Here is a 15,995-nt window from a genome sequence, read left to right on the forward strand (position 1 = left end):
CGTCAGGAGCCGGCGGGCTCCTTCGGGGCGTCCCCCGAGGACGGCACGTCGCCCGAGATGATCGGGATCTCGCTGGTCGAGAACTCCTTCGCCCAGTCGGACTGCGCGAGCTCCGACGTCGGGTCGTTGTAGTCCTTGATGACCCCGGCGACCTCGTCCTCCGACGCGACCGTCGGCCCGGACCCCATGAGCGGCGACGACGCGGTCTCCTTGGTGAAGTACACCGCGACGAGCCCGATCACGGCCGCGGCCATCAGGTAGAACGCCGGGATGTCCTCCGCCCAGCCGAAGCCGGCGTCCTGCGCCGCGTTGATGAGCGCGGACGTCGCGAGCGGGGTGGTCCCGCCGAAGAGCGACACCGACACGTTGAACGCGATGGCGAGGGCGCCGTACCGGATGATCGTCGGGAACAGCGCGGGGAGCGTCGACGGCATCGTCGAGGTGAACGTCACGAGCACCAGGCCGAGGATGAGCAGGCCGAAGAAGACCCCGACGCCGGTGCCGCTCTGGACGAGCTGCAGGGCCGGCCACGACAGCACGATGAAGCCGATGCAGCCCGCCGCGAGCACCGGGCGGCGGCCGAACCTGTCGGACAGGCGACCCCCGAAGGTGATGACGACCATCATGAGGATCATCACGATGACGATGAGGATGAGGCCGAAGGTGGAGTCCTCCCCGAGGTTCTGCTCGAGGTAGGTCGGCATGTACGACAGGAGCATGTAGTCGGTCACGTTGAAGACGAGGACCAGGCCGATGCAGATGACGAGCGAGCGCCAGTTCTCCGCGAAGAGCCTGAGGAACGGCGTCTTCTGGGACTCGCGCTCCTGCGCCTGCTCCTGCTGCTTCTGGAACGCCGGGGTCTCCTCGAGCTTGAGGCGCAGGTAGAGACCGATCAGGCCGAGCGGCCCCGCGATGATGAACGGGATGCGCCAACCCCAGCTGAGCAGTGCGTCCTCGGACAAGCCGAACTGCAGGCCGGTGACGATCGACGCGCCGAGAACATACCCGGCGAGGGTGCCGAACTCGAGCCACGAGCCCATGAACCCGCGGCGCTTGTCGGGCGAGTACTCGGCGATGAACGTCGCGGCGCCGCCGTACTCACCGCCGGTCGAGAAGCCCTGCAGGAAGCGGGCGAGGAGCAGGAGGATCGGCGCCCAGAACCCGATCGTGTCGTACGACGGGATGAGACCGATGGCGAGCGTGCCCGCGGCCATCAGGATCATGGTGAGCGCGAGGACCTTCTGCCGGCCGATGCGGTCACCGATCGGACCGAACACCGCTCCGCCGATCGGGCGCACGATGAACGCGGCGGCGAAGAAGCCGAACGTCGCGACGACGTTCGCGGCCGGGTCCCCCTCGGGCAGGAAGACCTTCGAGATCGTCACGGTGAGGTACGCGAAGATGCCGAAGTCGAACCACTCCATGGCGTTGCCGAGCGCAGCGGCGGCGACGGCACGCTTGAGCAGCGACTCCTCGACGACGGTGACGTCGTCCTCGGTCAGCTTGCGGCGGGCGCGCTTGGCCTGCGCCTTCGTGCGCACGGGCTTCGTGTGGTGCGGCCTGCTGGGCCCCGCGTGGTCGTCGTTCGTCGGCAAGTCGTCCTCCGGTTGTGCTGTGGGCTTCCTTCGGGCATCCGACGGGACGGCGACGCTGCAGCACGCGAGCGCTGGATCCGCCCGCCGAACAAACTCCGAGAGCCTACCAGACTGACGGCCAGAGTGGAATATCAGTTGCGATGGAACCTCTGCCGCCCGAGCGGAGTGAACGCCCGCGGCCTGAGCGGGACCGGGTAACCTGGGGTACACCGCGCACACCGCACGGTACCCCTGCGCAGTGCGCGCGGACACTCAGGCACCTCATCACGGACTCGGTGCCGCACACATCGATCGAAAGGCGCCTCCATGACGAAGCCCATGCCCGAGAAGCCCACCGTGGACGGTCTCGAAGACGTCTGGGGCCCCGTCTGGGAGCAGGACGGCACCTACCGCTTCGACCGCACCGGCATCACCCGCGACGACGTCTACTCGATCGACACCCCGCCGCCCACCGCCTCCGGCTCGCTGCACATCGGCCACGTGTTCTCGTACACCCACACCGACCTCAAGGCCCGGTACGAGCGCATGCGCGGCAAGCGGGTCTTCTACCCGATGGGCTGGGACGACAACGGCCTCCCCACCGAGCGCCGCGTCCAGAACTACTACGGCGTCCGCTGCGACCCGCAGCTCCCCTACGACCCGGCCTTCGTGCCGCCGTTCGAGGGCGGCGACAACAAGTCGAGCAAGGCGGCCGACCAGATCCCGGTGTCGCGGCGCAACTTCATCGAGCTGTGCGAGCGCCTGACCGTGCAGGACGAGCAGCAGTTCGAGCACCTCTTCCGCACGCTCGGCCTGTCGGTGGACTGGACGCAGTCGTACCGCACGATCGACGACACCTCCCGCGCGAGCGCCCAGCGTGCCTTCCTCCGCAACCTCGAGCGGGGCGAGGCATACCAGGCCGACGCCCCGACGCTCTGGGACGTGACGTTCCGCACGGCGGTCGCACAGGCCGAGCTCGAGGACAAGGAGATGCCCGGCGCCTACCACGGCATCGCCTTCCACAAGTCCGACGGCACGGGTGACATCGTCATCCAGACCACCCGTCCCGAACTCCTCCCCGCGTGCGTCGCCCTCGTCGCGCACCCGGACGACGAGCGCTTCCAGGACCTCTTCGGCACGACGGTCCGCTCCCCCCTGTTCGACGTCGAGGTCCCCGTGCTCGCGCACCACCTGGCGCAGCAGGACAAGGGCGCGGGCATCGCCATGGTCTGCACCTTCGGTGACACCACCGACGTGGTGTGGTGGCGCGAGCTGCAGCTGCCGAACCGCGCGATCATCGGCTTCGACGGCCGCGTGCGCTCGGACGAGCCCGCGTGGATCGAGTCCGAGGGCGGCAAGGCGCTCTACGCCGAGATGGCCGGCAAGACCGTGTTCTCCGCGAAGAAGGTCGTCGTGGACGCCCTCACCGAGTCCGGCGACCTGATCGGCGACGTGAAGACGATCCAGCACCCGGTGAAGTTCTTCGAGAAGGGCGACAAGCCCCTCGAGATCGTCTCGACCCGCCAGTGGTACATCGTGAACGGCGCGCGCGACGAGCAGCTCAAGACGACGCTCCGGCAGCGCGGCGACGAGATCGCGTTCCACCCGGACTTCATGCGCGTCCGCTACGACAACTGGGTCGGGGGCCTCTCCGGCGACTGGCTGATCTCCCGCCAGCGCTTCTTCGGCGTCCCGCTCCCGGTCTGGTACCCGCTCGACGCCGACGGCAACCCGGTGTTCGACCAGCCCATCGTCCCCACCGAGGACCAGCTCCCCGTCGACCCGGCGTCCGAGCCGGCACCGGGCTACGAGGAGTCGCAGCGCGGCGTGGCCGGCGGGTTCCAGGGCGAACTCGACGTCATGGACACCTGGGCCACCTCGTCGCTCACCCCGCAGCTCGCGGGCAAGTGGGAGACCGACCCGGCCCTCTACGACCTGGTGTACCCGTACGACGTCCGCCCGCAGGCGCAGGACATCATCCGCACCTGGCTGTTCACGACGGTGCTCCGCAGCCAGCTCGAGGCCGACGTGGTGCCGTGGAAGCACGCGAGCATCTCCGGCTTCATCGTCGACCCCGACCGCAAGAAGATGTCGAAGTCGAAGGGCAACGTCGTCACGCCGCTGTCCATCCTCGAGCAGCACGGCGCCGACGCGGTCCGCTACTGGGCGGCGTCGTCGAAGCTCGGCACCGACGCGGCGTTCGACCCGCAGAACCCGAAGCAGATCAAGGTCGGCCGTCGCCTGGCGATCAAGGTCCTCAACGCGGCGAAGTTCGTCTACGGATTCCCCCTGCCCGAGGGCGCGACGAGCGTCACCGAGCCGCTCGACATCGACGTGCTCGCCGAGCTCGGGTCGGTCATCGAGCAGGCCACCACGGCGTTCGACGGGTTCGACCACGCTCGCGCGCTCGAGGTGACGGAACGCTTCTTCTGGACGTTCTGCGACGACTACCTCGAGCTCGTCAAGGAGCGCGCGTACGGCACCGCGACGGAGTCGACGCACGAGACGCAGGCGAGCGCGGTCCTCGCGCTCCGCGCCGCGATCGACGCGCTCCTGCGCCTGCTCGCACCGTTCCTCCCGTTCGCGACGGAGGAAGTGTGGGCCTGGACCCACGACACCAGCGTGCACCGCGCCTCCTGGCCGACCGTGGCCGAGCTGCCCACGCAGGCCGAACCGTCTGGTCTCCTCGGGGCTGTCGGACAGGCGCTCATCGGCATCCGCGGGGCGAAGACCGCGGCGAAGGCGTCCCAGAAGACGCCGGTCACGCACGCAGTCGTCACCGCCCCGGCCGAGACGCGGGCGCTCCTCGAGCGCGCCGCCGTCGACCTGGCGGCCGTCGGCCGCATCGAGAACCTGTCCTTCGTGGACGGGGCCGAGCTGGCCGTCACCGAGATCGAACTGGCGGAGCAGCAGGCGTAGCGTCGCGGACGGCCGGTCGCGTCCGCGACCGGCCGCCGAGCGACGGACTGGAGGCACGGATGCAGTTGGGCACACGCTGGAACGTGGGTGGGGAGCCACCCGCGCGACTGCCCGAGGCGATGGTCGTCGCCGTACGCGGCGTCGAGGACGAGCTCGCATCGGAGTCCGTGGACACGACGGGGTGGGGCTGGACCCTGACGTTCCTCGAGGGCAAGCCGATGGTCGCACTGGACGACGGCACGTCGATCCACCTCGACGACGCCGGGCACGCGCAGGTGACGAACCCGGACGACGCCGCGGAAGAGGACTGACCGGGTACGCCCATGGCCACCAGCAGCATCGAGTGCGACGTCCGGGCGCGCATCGTCGACGTCGCCGACCGGCTCTTCTACGCGCGCGGCATCCAGGCGGTCGGCATGGACGCCATCCGCACCGGCGCCGGGGTGTCGCTGAAGAAGCTCTACGCCGCGTTCCCCGGCAAGGAGCAGCTCATCGCCGCCGTCCTCGCCGGCCGGCACGACATCTGGGAGCGCGGGGTGCGCGGCGCGGTCGACGCCGCCACGACACCGCGCGACAAGCTCCTCGCGATGTACGACTTCCTCGAGTCGTGGTTCGGCGACGACGCGTTCCGCGGCTGCGGGTTCATCAACGCGTTCGGCGAGCTCGGGGCCACCTCACCCGCCGTCGCCGAGATCGCCCGCGCGCACAAGGACTCCTTCCAGCGGTTCGTCCATCAGCTCACCGCCGATGCCGTCCCCGACCCCGACCGCGCCGAGGAACTCGCAGCGCAGCTCGCGCTGCTCGCCGAGGGCGCGCAGACGACCGCGGCGATCGCCGGCTCGACGGCGCCCGCCGTGCACGCGCGGCGCGCGGCCGCGACACTCATCGACGCGGCGACGCGCGCCTGAGACGCGACCACCTGCGGGACGGGAGGCGCGGGGCCCGCCCGCACCGTGCCTCCAGTCCCTAGGGTGGTGGGATGGCAACCCCGTTCGATGCACCGAGCACCCTCCCCTACTCCCTCCCGCCGTTCCGCGACGTGCGACTCGAGCACTACCGGCCGGCGTTCGACGCCGGCATGGCGGAGCAGCGCACCGAGGTCGAGGCGATCGCCGCCTCACCCGACGCCCCCACGTTCGAGAACACCCTCGTGGCGCTCGAGCGCACCGGACAGCTGCTCGCCCGCGTCAGCCACGTGTTCTTCACGCTGTCGTCGGCGGACTCGACGCCGGAGCTGCACGACCTCGAGGCCGACGTCTCCCCGCTCCTCGCCGCCCACCGCGACGCGATCACCCTCGACGGTCGGCTGTACGAGCGGATCGCCGCCGTCCGGTCCTCGCTCGCCGACCGCACCGACCTCACCGACGAGGACCGCCGTCTCGTCGAGCGCACGTACACCGAGATGACCATGGCGGGCGCCGGCCTCGACGACGCCGGCAAGGAGCGCCTCACCGCGATCAACCAGGAGCTCTCGACGCTCACCACCACGTTCGAACGGAACCTGCTCGAGGACACGAACGACCTCGCGGTGCACGTGACGTCCGAGCAGGAGCTCGAGGGCCTCGACGACGGCGCCAAGTCAGCCGCGGCCGCAGCCGCCGCAGACCGCGGGCTCGACGGCTGGCTCATCACGCTGCCGCTCTACACGGGGCACCCGTGGCTCGCGTCCCTGGCGGACCGGGGCCTGCGGGAGCGGATCATGCGCGCCTCGCTGTCCCGCGGTCGTCGCGGCAACGAGCACGACAACCGCGACGTGCTGCTGCGGATCGTCCGGCTCCGTGCCGAACGCGCGGAACTGCTCGGCTTCCCGAACCACGCCGCCGTCGTCACCGCCGACGAGACCGCGAAGACGCCCGAGGCCGTCGACGGACTGCTGTCCTCCCTCGTGCCGGCAGCCGCCGCGAACGCCGACGACGAGCGCGCCGTCCGGTCCCGCACCGTCGGGTTCGACATCGAGGCGTGGGACTGGGCGTACGCCACCGAGCTCCTCCGCGGCGAGCAGTTCGCCGCGGACAGCTCGGCGCTCCGGCCGTACTTCGAGGCCGACCGGGTTCTGCACGACGGGGTGTTCCACGCCGCCGGGGAACTGTACGGCCTGACCTTCACCGAGCGTCCGGACCTGCACGGGTACAACGACGAGGTCCGGGTGTTCGAGGTGCACGGCGACTCCGGCGAACAGGTCGGGCTGTACCTGCTCGACCTCTACACGCGTGACGGCAAGCGCGGCGGTGCGTGGATGAACCCCGTCGTGGAGCAGTCCGCCCTGCTCGGCACGCTGCCCGTCGTCGTGAACAACCTCAACGTCGCGAAGCCCGCCGCGGGATCACCGACGCTCCTGATCCAGGACGAGGTGGAGACCCTCTTCCACGAGTTCGGGCACGCCCTGCACGGCCTCATCGCCCGCACGACCTACCCGCGGTTCTCCGGCACCAACGTCGAGCGCGACTTCGTGGAGTTCCCCTCGCAGGTGAACGAGATGTGGGTGTCGTGGCCGTCCGTCCTGGCGAACTACGCCAAGCACCACGAGACGGGCGAGCCGCTGCCGCCGGAGCTCGTGCTGGGCCTGAGCGACTCCGCCGGGTTCAACGAGGGCTTCGCGACGACGGAGTACCTCGCCGCCGCGCTCCTCGACCAGGCGTGGCACCGGCTCTCCGCTGCTGACGCTGCGGCCGTCGAGGATGTCGAAGCGTTCGAGCGTCAGGCCCTGGCCGACGCGGGCATCGCCGTCGAGGCGGTGCCGCCCCGGTACTCGTCCACGTACTTCGCGCACACGTTCTCGGGCGGGTACGACGCCGGGTACTACGGGTACATCTGGTCCGAGGTGCTCGACGCCGACACCGTGGAGTGGTTCCGGGAGAACGGCGGCCTCTCGCGCGAGGCCGGGGAGCGTTTCGCGACCCGCCTGCTCGGGGTCGGGGGCGCGAAGGACCCGCTCGAGGCGTACCGCGACTTCCGGGGGCGTGACGCCGAGGTCGGGCCGCTGCTGCGGCGCCGCGGGCTGGAGTAGCCCGCGGCGCGCCGGGCCGGCGCGGTGTGCCGGGGCCGGCGGCCGCGCGGGCCCGGGGCGCGCGTCGAACCACGTTCCCGACATCGAACCAGCGCCGCGGCCCGGTTCGATGTCGGATCCATGGTTCGGACCGCCGCCGCGCCGCGCCGCTCCGCCGCGCTACGCCGACTTCTCGACGCGCTTCGCCCGCGGACGCGGCACGATCGTCGGCGCCGCGTTCTCGAGCACGGACTCGCGCGTGATGACCACGCGGGCGACGTCGTCGTCCGAGGGGACGTCGAACATGACCGGGCCGAGAACCTCTTCCAGGATGGCCCGGAGCCCGCGGGCACCGGTCTGCCGCAGGACCGCGAGGTCGGCGATCGCCTCGAGCGCACCACGGTCGAACTCGAGCTCGACACCGTCGATCTGGAACATCCGCTGGTACTGCTTCACGAGCGCGTTCTTCGGCTCGGTGAGGATCTGCATGAGCGCCGACTGGTCGAGCTGCGACACCGTGGTCACGACGGGGAGACGGCCGATGAACTCCGGGATGAGCCCGAACTTGTGGAGGTCCTCCGGCAGGACGTCCGCGTAGAGGTCCTGCTGGTCGAGCGCACTGTGCAGCGGGGCGCCGAAGCCGATCCCCCGCTTGCCGACCCGCGACGAGACGATGTCCTCGAGCCCGGCGAACGCCCCCGCAACGATGAACAGCACGTTCGTCGTGTCGATCTGGATGAACTCCTGGTGCGGGTGCTTCCGGCCGCCCTGCGGCGGGACGGACGCGGTGGTCCCTTCGAGGATCTTGAGCAGCGCCTGCTGCACACCCTCGCCGGAGACGTCGCGCGTGATCGACGGGTTCTCGGCCTTGCGCGCGATCTTGTCGACCTCGTCGATGTAGATGATGCCGGTCTCGGCGCGCTTCACGTCGTAGTCGGCGGCCTGGATGAGCTTGAGGAGGATGTTCTCGACGTCCTCGCCGACGTAGCCGGCCTCGGTCAGAGCGGTGGCATCGGCGACGGCGAACGGCACGTTGAGCCGCTTCGCCAGGGTCTGCGCGAGGTATGTCTTGCCGCAGCCCGTCGGGCCGATCAGCAGGATGTTCGACTTCGCGATCTCGACGTCGTCACGGTCTTCCGCCGCGGTGATCTGCCCCTGCGCACGGATGCGCTTGTAGTGGTTGTAGACGGCGACGGCGAGGGCGCGCTTCGCCGGGTCCTGCCCGATGACGTACTCCTGCAGGAAGTCGAAGATCTCGCGCGGTTTGGGGAGCTCGAAGTCACCGCTCGCGGTGTCCTCGCCGGCCTCGGCCAGTCGCTCTTCGATGATCTCGTTGCACAGCTCGACGCACTCGTCGCAGATGTACACGCCGGGACCGGCGATGAGCTGCTGGACCTGCTTCTGGCTCTTGCCGCAGAAGGAGCACTTGAGCAGGTCAGCGCTCTCTCCGATGCGTGCCATGTCGGTGCCCTCCCTGGTTGACCGATGCAGGTCGACGACCTGCCCGACTTGTGGACGAGCCTAATCGCAACCGGTGACACCGGCTGCGACGCCGAGCCGGTTTCGGCTGCGGCGTTCGCCCAGGGCGTTCGATCCTGCTACCGTGTTCCCGACTTCTCTACAAGTTGTAGAACTCCGCTCCGGAAGGAAACACATGTCCAAGCGTCTCGCCGTCGCCGGCACCGCGACCCTCGGTGTCACCGCCGCGATCGTCCTCGGCACCGCGGGTGTCGCCAGCGCCCACGTGAGTGCGACCGCCTCGTCGACCGCGGCGAACTCGTACACGACGGCGACGTTCTCGGTCCCGCACGGCTGCGACGGCTCGCCCACGACCAAGATCGAGTTCCAGGTGCCGAAGTCGGTCATCGAGGTCACGCCGACGGTGAACCCGAACTGGACCATCACGAAGGCGACCGAGCCCTACACGAGCCCGTCCTCGTCCGCCGACGACGAGGAAGCCGAGGACGCCGGCGAGCGCGTGACGAGCGTCACCTACACCGCGAAGACCCCGCTCCCCGCCGACGAGCGCGACACGTTCGCGCTGTCGTTCTCGCTGCCCGACGGCAAGGCCGGCGACGTCGTGGAGTTCCCCGCGCTGCAGACCTGCGAGAAGGGTTCCGTCGAGTGGAACCAGGAGCAGAAGGCGGGCGAGGCCGAACCCGAGCACCCGGCGCCCTCGATCACCATGACCGCGGCCGTGGCCACCTCGGCGGACGGTGACCCGGTCGCCGCCACCCCGACGGCCGAGGCCGCCAGCACCAGCACCTCGAGTGACCCCGACCTCGTCGGCCGCTTCCTCGGCCTCGGCGGCCTGGTGCTCGGAGCGGTCGCCCTGGTCGTCGCGGTCGCGAACACGCGCCGCCGGAGCACCTCCAAGTGACGCCCGACCCACGTCCGACGCGCGACAGGCGGTCGCGCGGACCAGCGGCAGGGCGGGCCGGGAGGCTCGTGGCCGGGACAGCCGCGGCCCTCGCCATCGCGGGCAGTGCGGTCCTCGGCCTCGCCGGCCCCGCCAGCGCGCACAACTACATGATCGCCTCGACGCCGAAGGTCGACGGGACGCTGACGTCGCTGCCGAAGACGTTCGAGATCACCACGAACGACAGGCTGCTCGACATCGGCGGCACGGACTCCGGGTTCGCGTACCGGATCGTCGGCCCGGACGGGAAGTACTACGAGGACGGCTGCCTCGACGTCGACGGACCGTCGATGACGACGAAGGCGGCACTCGGCGACTCCGGGAAGTACACCGTCGAGTGGCAGATCATCTCCGCCGACGGCCACACCGTGTCCGACGAGTACACGTTCACGTGGGACGCCCCCGCCGGGTTCACGCCCGCGAAGGGCTCGTCGAAGCCACCGGTCTGCGCCACCTCCGGCAGCGGGAGCACCGGTGCGAGCGCGAGCGCGGACACCACGGGCACTGCGTCGGGAGACACCGACTCCGCGGCGTCCGACGCGATCTGGATCGGTGCCGGCGGTGTCGTGCTCGTCGGCGTGGTCGTCGCCGTCCTGCTCCTCCTCCGTCGTCGTCCCGCCCCCGCGGCCGACGACACCGACGACGACTGACACCAGCACGTACGAGAAGAGCCCCACACCGTTCGGTGCGGGGCTCTTCTGCTGCTGCTGCTGCTACTTGACGAGCGCCGGCAGGTTCTTGCGGCTCGTGAGGACCTGGTCGATCAGGCCGTACTCGAGAGCCTCTTCCGCGGACATGATCTTGTCACGCTCGATGTCGTTGTTGACCTGCTCCGGCGTCCGGTTCGAGTGCTTCGACAGGGTCTCCTCGAGCCAGGTGCGCATGCGGAGGATCTCCGCGGCCTGGATCTCGATGTCGGACGCCTGACCGCCGCCCTGCTGGGTCGCCGGCTGGTGGATCAGCACACGGGCGTTCGGGAGCGCGAGACGCTTGCCGGGAGTACCGGCAGCGAGGAGCACCGACGCCGCCGAGGCCGCCTGGCCGAGGCACACCGTCTGGATCTGCGGACGGATGTACTGCATCGTGTCGTAGATCGCCGTCATCGCGGTGAACGAGCCACCGGGCGAGTTGATGTACATGACGATGTCGCGGTCCGGGTCCATCGACTCGAGCACGAGCAGCTGCGCCATGACGTCGTCCGCCGACGCGTCGTCGACCTGGACGCCGAGGAACACGATGCGGTCCTCGAACAGCTTGGCGTACGGGTCCTGCCGCTTGTAGCCGTAGGCCGTGCGCTCTTCGAAGCTCGGCAGGATGTACCGATCAGTGGGGGCCGGGACGTTCTGCGCGCCACCGAGCATGGGGAGATGCATTCTCGTTTCCTTTTCTTCGGTGGGTCGGGTCAGGACTGGGCGTCGGGCTCGGCCGCTTCGGTGGGGGTCTCGCCGTCGCCGACGGTTCCACCACCGCCGATGACCTCGTTCGAGGACGCGCGGAGGTGGTCGACGAAGCCGTACTCGAGGGCTTCCTGCGCGGTGAACCAGTTGTCGCGGTCGTTGTCCTTGAGGATCTGCTCGATCGACTTGCCGGTCTGCTCCGCGGTGAGTTCGGCCATCCGCTGCTTCATGTCGAGGATGACCTTCGCCTGCGTCTGGATGTCGGCAGCGGTGCCGCCGAAACCACCGGACGGCTGGTGCAGCAGCACGCGCGCGTTCGGGGTGATGTAGCGCTTGCCCGGCGTGCCGGACGAGAGCAGGAACTGCCCCATCGAGGCGGCGAGGCCGATGCCCACCGTGACGATGTCGTTCGGCACGAACTGCATCGTGTCGTAGATCGCCATGCCGGCCGTGATCGAGCCACCGGGCGAGTTGATGTAGAGGTAGATGTCCTTCTCAGGGTCCTCGGCGGCGAGCATCAGCAGCTTCGCTGCGATCTCGTTCGAGTTGTCGTCGCGGACCTCGGAGCCGAGCCACACGATCCGGTCTCTCAGAAGGCGGTCAAAAACACTGGGGTTCAGTGTTGCTTCGGCCATGGAAAAGCTCCCGTTCAGTTGTCGCTTGATGTCGAACTTATCGGGTGCAACGCACCACTTCGCGTCTGTTCGCTGTCGGCAATGCGGGTGGCCCGCAAACGGACTGGAGGCGCGGTGCCAGCCGGCACCGCGCCTCCAGTCAGGAAGGTGGTCGCGGACTACTCCGCGTCCTCCGCGGGGGTCTGCGCGACGCCCGCCGTGAAGGCGGACAGGTCGACGTCGTCACCGTTGGTGTCCTTGACGGTCACCTTCGAGAGGACGGTCGCGACGGCCTTCGAACGGGCCACCTCGCCGACCATGCCCGGGATCTGCCCGTTCTGGTCGATGACCTTGATGAACTCGCCCGGCTCCATGCCGTACTGCGCAGCGGCCTGGATGAGGTACTGCGTGAGCTCTTCCTGCGAGACCTGGATCTCTTCCTTCTCGGCGATCGAGTCGAGGAGGATCTGCGAGCGGAAGGCCTTCTCGCTGGACTCGGAGACCTCCTTGCGGTGCTCGTCGTCCTCGAGACGGTTCTCCTGCTCGAGGTGACGGTGCACCTCGTCCTCGATGAGCTTCTCCGAGATCGGGATGTTCACGTCCTCGATGAGCTTCTCGACGAGCTTGTCGCGAGCCGCGGCGCCCTGACCGAAGGTCTTGGACTTCGCGATCTGCTCCTTGAGGTCCGCCTTGAGCTCGTCGATCGTGTCGAACTGGCTGGCGATCTGCGCGAACTCGTCGTCGGCCTCGGGGAGCTCGCGCTCCTTGACGGCGGTGACGGTCACGGCGATCTGGGCGGTCTCGCCCTCACGGTCGCCACCCACGAGCTTCGACTCGAAGGTCGTCGACTCGCCGGCGGTGAGGGACTCGAGCGCCTCGTCGATGCCCTCGAGCAGGTCGCCCGAACCGATCTCGTAGGAGACGCCGGTGGCCGAGTCGACCTCGTCGTCGCCGATCGTGGCGGTGAGGTCGATCTGCGCGAAGTCGCCCTTCGTCGCCGGGCGGTCGACCGTCACGAGCGTGCCGAAACGGGTGCGGAGGTTCTGCAGCTCCTCCTCGATCTCGTCGTCGGAGACCTCGACGGCGTCGACCGTCAGCTCGTACTTGTCGTACTCCGGCAGGTCGAACTCCGGACGGACGTCCACCTCGAAGGTGAGGACGAGGTCGCCCGTGAAGTCCTTGACGTTCGGGAGCTCGGCGACGTCGGCCTCGGCACGACCGAGGATGCGCAGCTCCTGCTCCTCCACCGCCTGGCGGTAGAAGTTGTCGATGGCGTCGCCGACGGCGTGGTTCAGGACCTCGCCCCGGCCGACACGCTGGTCGACGATCGCCGGCGGGACCTTGCCCTTGCGGAAGCCGGGGATGTTGATCTGCTCGGCGATGTGCTTGTACGCGTGGTCGATGCTCGGCTTGAGATCTTCCGGCGTCACGTTCACGGTGAGCTTGACGCGGGTGTCGCTCACCTTGTCGACGGTGCTGGTGGCCAAGGGATGTTCTCCTGTTGGTTGACGTTCGTGTGGTCCTGGTCGGGGCGACAGGATTTGAACCTGCGACCTCCCGCTCCCAAAGCGGGCGCTCTACCAAGCTGAGCTACGCCCCGTTTGACTGGGCCAGGGGTGTCCGCCCACGCCGGCAGGCGCATGCGACGCCGATGAGTCTAGCGGTCCCCCGGTGCTCGGTTCCCGGGAGCTTCCCCGCCGTGGCGCAACGTCTTCCTCCACTGCACGCCGACGACGACCTGCACCGCGAGCGCGGCCGCGCCGAGCACGATGCCGGCGACGATGCGCCAGGCGTGCAGGAGCGCGTGCGCCGGCTGCGTCTGGGGATCCCCGAACAGCTCCGGGCGCAGCGAGAACACCACCGCGGCGAGGAGCACCAGCACGTACGAGAGCACCCGCGAGCGTTTGATCCGCCGGGCATCCTGCGCGCTCGGCGGGAGCGTGACCCGTGGTGGCATGTCGGTGCTCGTTCGTCCGCTACGATGATGGGGCTGCGACTCGTGCGCGGCCGCGGGGATGTAGCTCAATGGTAGAGCCCCAGTCTTCCAAACTGGCTACGCGGGTTCGATTCCCGTCATCCCCTCCACTTCCAGCTGGCACTGCGCCGATGCTCGATTCCCGTCATCCCCTCCACGACCTACTGGCACTGCGCCGATGCTCGATTCCCGTCATCCCCCTCGGTTGCCGTCGGCGATCAGTTCCACGAGCATCTCCGCCCGCTCCGTGGTGAAGACGTAGCACCGCCGGCTGTGGGTCTCGATACGCAGCGCGGCCTTGCGACCGGTGACGAATGCCAGCGCCCCGTTCGCAGCACGGACTCCGAGCCCTCCGTACTTCAGCGGGTCGACCTGCTCGACTGCAGCGCGCGACACGTCTGCGCGGGAGACGGTCACCCGGACGAAGAGGAGCCCCCGGAGGCACACGGCGTCGGGCGTGACCGTCAAGGTCTGCGGCGCGACGATGAGCGCCGCGACGATCACGGAGACCGCCACGGCGACGGGTATCGCGACGGTGTCGCGCGCGTCGCCCGAACTCGTCGCCAGACACCAGACTACGACGTCGATACCGACCATTGCGGAGGCGACCAGGAAGACCACCCATCGCGGCTGCCGCTCGACGACGTGCACGATGGCTTCGGTCGCACCCGGCCCTCGGTCGTTGATCGACGAACGCACCTCAGCAGGATAGCGTCGTGATGTACCAGATGTCAGTCGTCACTCGCCGAGGGTGAGGACGAGGTGCGCGGCGTCGCCGAGTTCGACGCCCGCGCAGCGACGTTCGGCCGCGCGGAGCGGCACGAGGCACCCACCGTCCTTCGGGAACAGCGAAGTCGTCCAACTCACGGAGCCGATCGACACCCGCGCGGGGATCACACCCCACCCGTAGCTCAGCATCGGCGCGAGCTCGTGGATGACGTCGGCGACGTCCGGCGGCACGACCGCGTAGAAGAACGGCGCCGGCCCGCGCCACTCGATCACCTCGCCGTCGAACTCGAGCTCCACGACGCGATCGTACGGCCGGGTGCTGGGCCGCACCGACGGGACGGACGCGCCCCGCGCCTCCTGGCCGGAGCTGGAGGACGCGGGGCGCGTGACGGAGCCGCTACTGGTACGTCGCGGCCTGGCCGTAGAGCTGCTGGGTCAGGGCCGACACGTACGCGGACTCGTCGCCTCCCGGCAGGTTGTACGTCATGAAGACGCCGTAGCCGTCCGCCTTCGTGCGCGAAGCGAGCGACACCGCGGTGGACTGCGGCGTGTTCTGGATGTCGACCGCGGCTGCCGACAGCCGCGACTTGTCGAGCCCCGGGATCGACGGCGCGGAGTACGTGCCGTAGTACGGGTTCCACGCGTAGTCGAGCTGCGAGCCGATGGTGCTGCTCGACGATGACAGTGCGGTGGACGCCGGGCCGATGTCGTAGAACGAGATGAGCTTGCCGGGCATGTCCGCGCGGAGCGCACTGATGAGCCAGCCGATCGACTGCTGGTTCGGCTGCGCGGTGCCGTTCGTGCCGTAGTCCGAGTACTCGTCGTCGAGGTCGACCCCGTCGAGCCCGTACTTCGACACGGTGGCGGCGACCTGGGACGCGAAGTCCTGCGCCGCTGCCTGGGTCGTGAAGTTGGCGATCCCGGCGCCCTGGTGGTTGCCGAGGATCGACAGCGACACCTTGATGCCCTTCGCCTGCAGCGGCTTGATCTGCGTGGCGGCGTCGTCGAGGGTCGCCTGGACGTTCTCGTTGTTGTACAGGACGGCCTTCGAGCCGTTCCAGTTGATGTTGGCGGCGAAGATGATCGCCACGTCGAAGGCGTTCGCCCCGTTGGCCAGCTGGTACCGGGCGACGTTCGCGAGTTCGTCGTTGTTGACCTCGACGTACGCGATGCTCGTCGGCCCGGACTTGGTCGGGGTCGCGTGCGGTTGCGCGCCGTGACCGACTCCGTGCTGCGCGCCGACGCCGTGCGCGAGGCCGGTGGGCGACGGCGCTGCCGACGCGGCGGCCGGCACCAGTGGCGCGACGACCATCGCGGCGATGGCCGCCACGATCCCGAACTTCATGCTCTTCTTCATGTCACTCCTCATCGAGTGGATGACC

At 69.2% G+C, this 15,995-nt stretch carries 15 protein-coding genes and 2 tRNA genes; 7 read left to right on the top strand and 10 right to left on the bottom strand.

What is annotated here, in order from left to right; all coding sequences use genetic code 11:
- Positions 1 to 2 precede the first annotated feature (2 nt).
- Entirely contained in the window at positions 3 to 1,595 is a 1,593-nt protein-coding gene (gene proP, locus HP507_RS05545; RefSeq protein ID WP_217508520.1) for a glycine betaine/L-proline transporter ProP, read from the bottom strand.
- A 306-nt stretch (positions 1,596 to 1,901) separates the two neighbouring features.
- Here proP and valS point away from each other — a divergent pair, with 306 nt between their 5' ends.
- The 4 genes from valS (at position 1,902) to HP507_RS05565 (ending at position 7,500) form a co-directional block, all read left to right on the top strand.
- On the top strand, positions 1,902 to 4,493 hold the full coding sequence (gene valS, locus HP507_RS05550) for a valine--tRNA ligase (RefSeq protein ID WP_254700958.1): 2,592 nt from the start codon (positions 1,902 to 1,904) through the stop codon (positions 4,491 to 4,493).
- 59 nt (positions 4,494 to 4,552) lie between these two features.
- The gene (locus HP507_RS05555; RefSeq protein ID WP_175350849.1) at positions 4,553 to 4,804 is read left to right on the top strand and encodes a hypothetical protein; all 252 of its coding nucleotides are present in this window, start codon (positions 4,553 to 4,555) and stop codon (positions 4,802 to 4,804) included.
- Between the two features lie 12 nt (positions 4,805 to 4,816).
- Positions 4,817 to 5,401 carry a TetR/AcrR family transcriptional regulator gene (locus tag HP507_RS05560; RefSeq protein WP_175350850.1) on the top strand — a complete coding sequence of 195 codons (585 nt, stop codon included), beginning with the start codon at positions 4,817 to 4,819 and terminating at the stop codon, positions 5,399 to 5,401.
- A 71-nt stretch (positions 5,402 to 5,472) separates the two neighbouring features.
- The gene (locus HP507_RS05565; protein WP_175350851.1) at positions 5,473 to 7,500 is read left to right on the top strand and encodes a M3 family metallopeptidase; all 2,028 of its coding nucleotides are present in this window, start codon (positions 5,473 to 5,475) and stop codon (positions 7,498 to 7,500) included.
- Between the two features lie 159 nt (positions 7,501 to 7,659).
- Here HP507_RS05565 and clpX read toward each other — a convergent pair whose 3' ends face one another.
- Positions 7,660 to 8,940, bottom strand: a complete 1,281-nt coding sequence (gene clpX, locus HP507_RS05570; RefSeq protein ID WP_175350852.1) for an ATP-dependent Clp protease ATP-binding subunit ClpX — start codon at positions 8,938 to 8,940, stop codon at positions 7,660 to 7,662.
- A 193-nt stretch (positions 8,941 to 9,133) separates the two neighbouring features.
- On the opposite strand from clpX, the gene HP507_RS05575 reads away from it, so the two are divergent.
- Together HP507_RS05575 and HP507_RS05580 are read left to right on the top strand one after the other, a co-directional pair.
- Positions 9,134 to 9,859 carry a YcnI family copper-binding membrane protein gene (locus tag HP507_RS05575; protein ID WP_175350853.1) on the top strand — a complete coding sequence of 242 codons (726 nt, stop codon included), beginning with the start codon at positions 9,134 to 9,136 and terminating at the stop codon, positions 9,857 to 9,859.
- A gap of 68 nt (positions 9,860 to 9,927) precedes the next feature.
- Complete coding sequence (locus HP507_RS05580) at positions 9,928 to 10,548, top strand: copper resistance CopC family protein (protein WP_175350854.1); 621 nt, start codon at positions 9,928 to 9,930, stop codon at positions 10,546 to 10,548.
- 63 nt (positions 10,549 to 10,611) lie between these two features.
- On the opposite strand, the gene HP507_RS05585 is transcribed toward HP507_RS05580, so the two are convergent.
- The 5 genes from HP507_RS05585 to HP507_RS05605 all read right to left on the bottom strand — a co-directional run bounded on the left by HP507_RS05585 (position 10,612) and on the right by HP507_RS05605 (position 13,866).
- Positions 10,612 to 11,271, bottom strand: a complete 660-nt coding sequence (locus tag HP507_RS05585) for an ATP-dependent Clp protease proteolytic subunit (RefSeq protein WP_097180535.1) — start codon at positions 11,269 to 11,271, stop codon at positions 10,612 to 10,614.
- A 29-nt stretch (positions 11,272 to 11,300) separates the two neighbouring features.
- Complete coding sequence (locus HP507_RS05590) at positions 11,301 to 11,930, bottom strand: ATP-dependent Clp protease proteolytic subunit (protein WP_175350855.1); 630 nt, start codon at positions 11,928 to 11,930, stop codon at positions 11,301 to 11,303.
- Between the two features lie 158 nt (positions 11,931 to 12,088).
- Positions 12,089 to 13,396: a trigger factor gene (gene tig / locus HP507_RS05595; RefSeq protein WP_175350856.1), complete on the bottom strand. Its 1,308-nt coding sequence runs from the start codon at positions 13,394 to 13,396 to the stop codon at positions 12,089 to 12,091.
- 36 nt (positions 13,397 to 13,432) lie between these two features.
- Positions 13,433 to 13,509 (bottom strand) — tRNA-Pro (locus tag HP507_RS05600).
- Between the two features lie 57 nt (positions 13,510 to 13,566).
- Complete coding sequence (locus HP507_RS05605) at positions 13,567 to 13,866, bottom strand: hypothetical protein (RefSeq protein WP_175350857.1); 300 nt, start codon at positions 13,864 to 13,866, stop codon at positions 13,567 to 13,569.
- A 54-nt stretch (positions 13,867 to 13,920) separates the two neighbouring features.
- Between HP507_RS05605 and HP507_RS05610 the strand changes: the two genes are divergently transcribed.
- Positions 13,921 to 13,994: transfer RNA gene (locus HP507_RS05610), tRNA-Gly, on the top strand.
- 82 nt (positions 13,995 to 14,076) lie between these two features.
- On the opposite strand, the gene HP507_RS05615 is transcribed toward HP507_RS05610, so the two are convergent.
- The 3 genes from HP507_RS05615 to HP507_RS05625 all read right to left on the bottom strand — a co-directional run bounded on the left by HP507_RS05615 (position 14,077) and on the right by HP507_RS05625 (position 15,970).
- Positions 14,077 to 14,583: a hypothetical protein gene (locus tag HP507_RS05615; RefSeq protein ID WP_175350858.1), complete on the bottom strand. Its 507-nt coding sequence runs from the start codon at positions 14,581 to 14,583 to the stop codon at positions 14,077 to 14,079.
- Positions 14,584 to 14,622: 39 nt separating this feature from the next.
- Entirely contained in the window at positions 14,623 to 14,910 is a 288-nt protein-coding gene (locus HP507_RS05620) for a DUF1905 domain-containing protein (RefSeq protein ID WP_175350859.1), read from the bottom strand.
- A 100-nt stretch (positions 14,911 to 15,010) separates the two neighbouring features.
- The gene (locus HP507_RS05625) at positions 15,011 to 15,970 is read right to left on the bottom strand and encodes an endo-beta-N-acetylglucosaminidase H (protein WP_175350860.1); all 960 of its coding nucleotides are present in this window, start codon (positions 15,968 to 15,970) and stop codon (positions 15,011 to 15,013) included.
- Positions 15,971 to 15,995 lie beyond the last annotated feature (25 nt).

Source organism: Curtobacterium pusillum, assembly GCF_013359865.1.
In the GTDB taxonomy this organism is placed as follows: Bacteria; Actinomycetota; Actinomycetes; order Actinomycetales; family Microbacteriaceae; genus Curtobacterium; species Curtobacterium pusillum.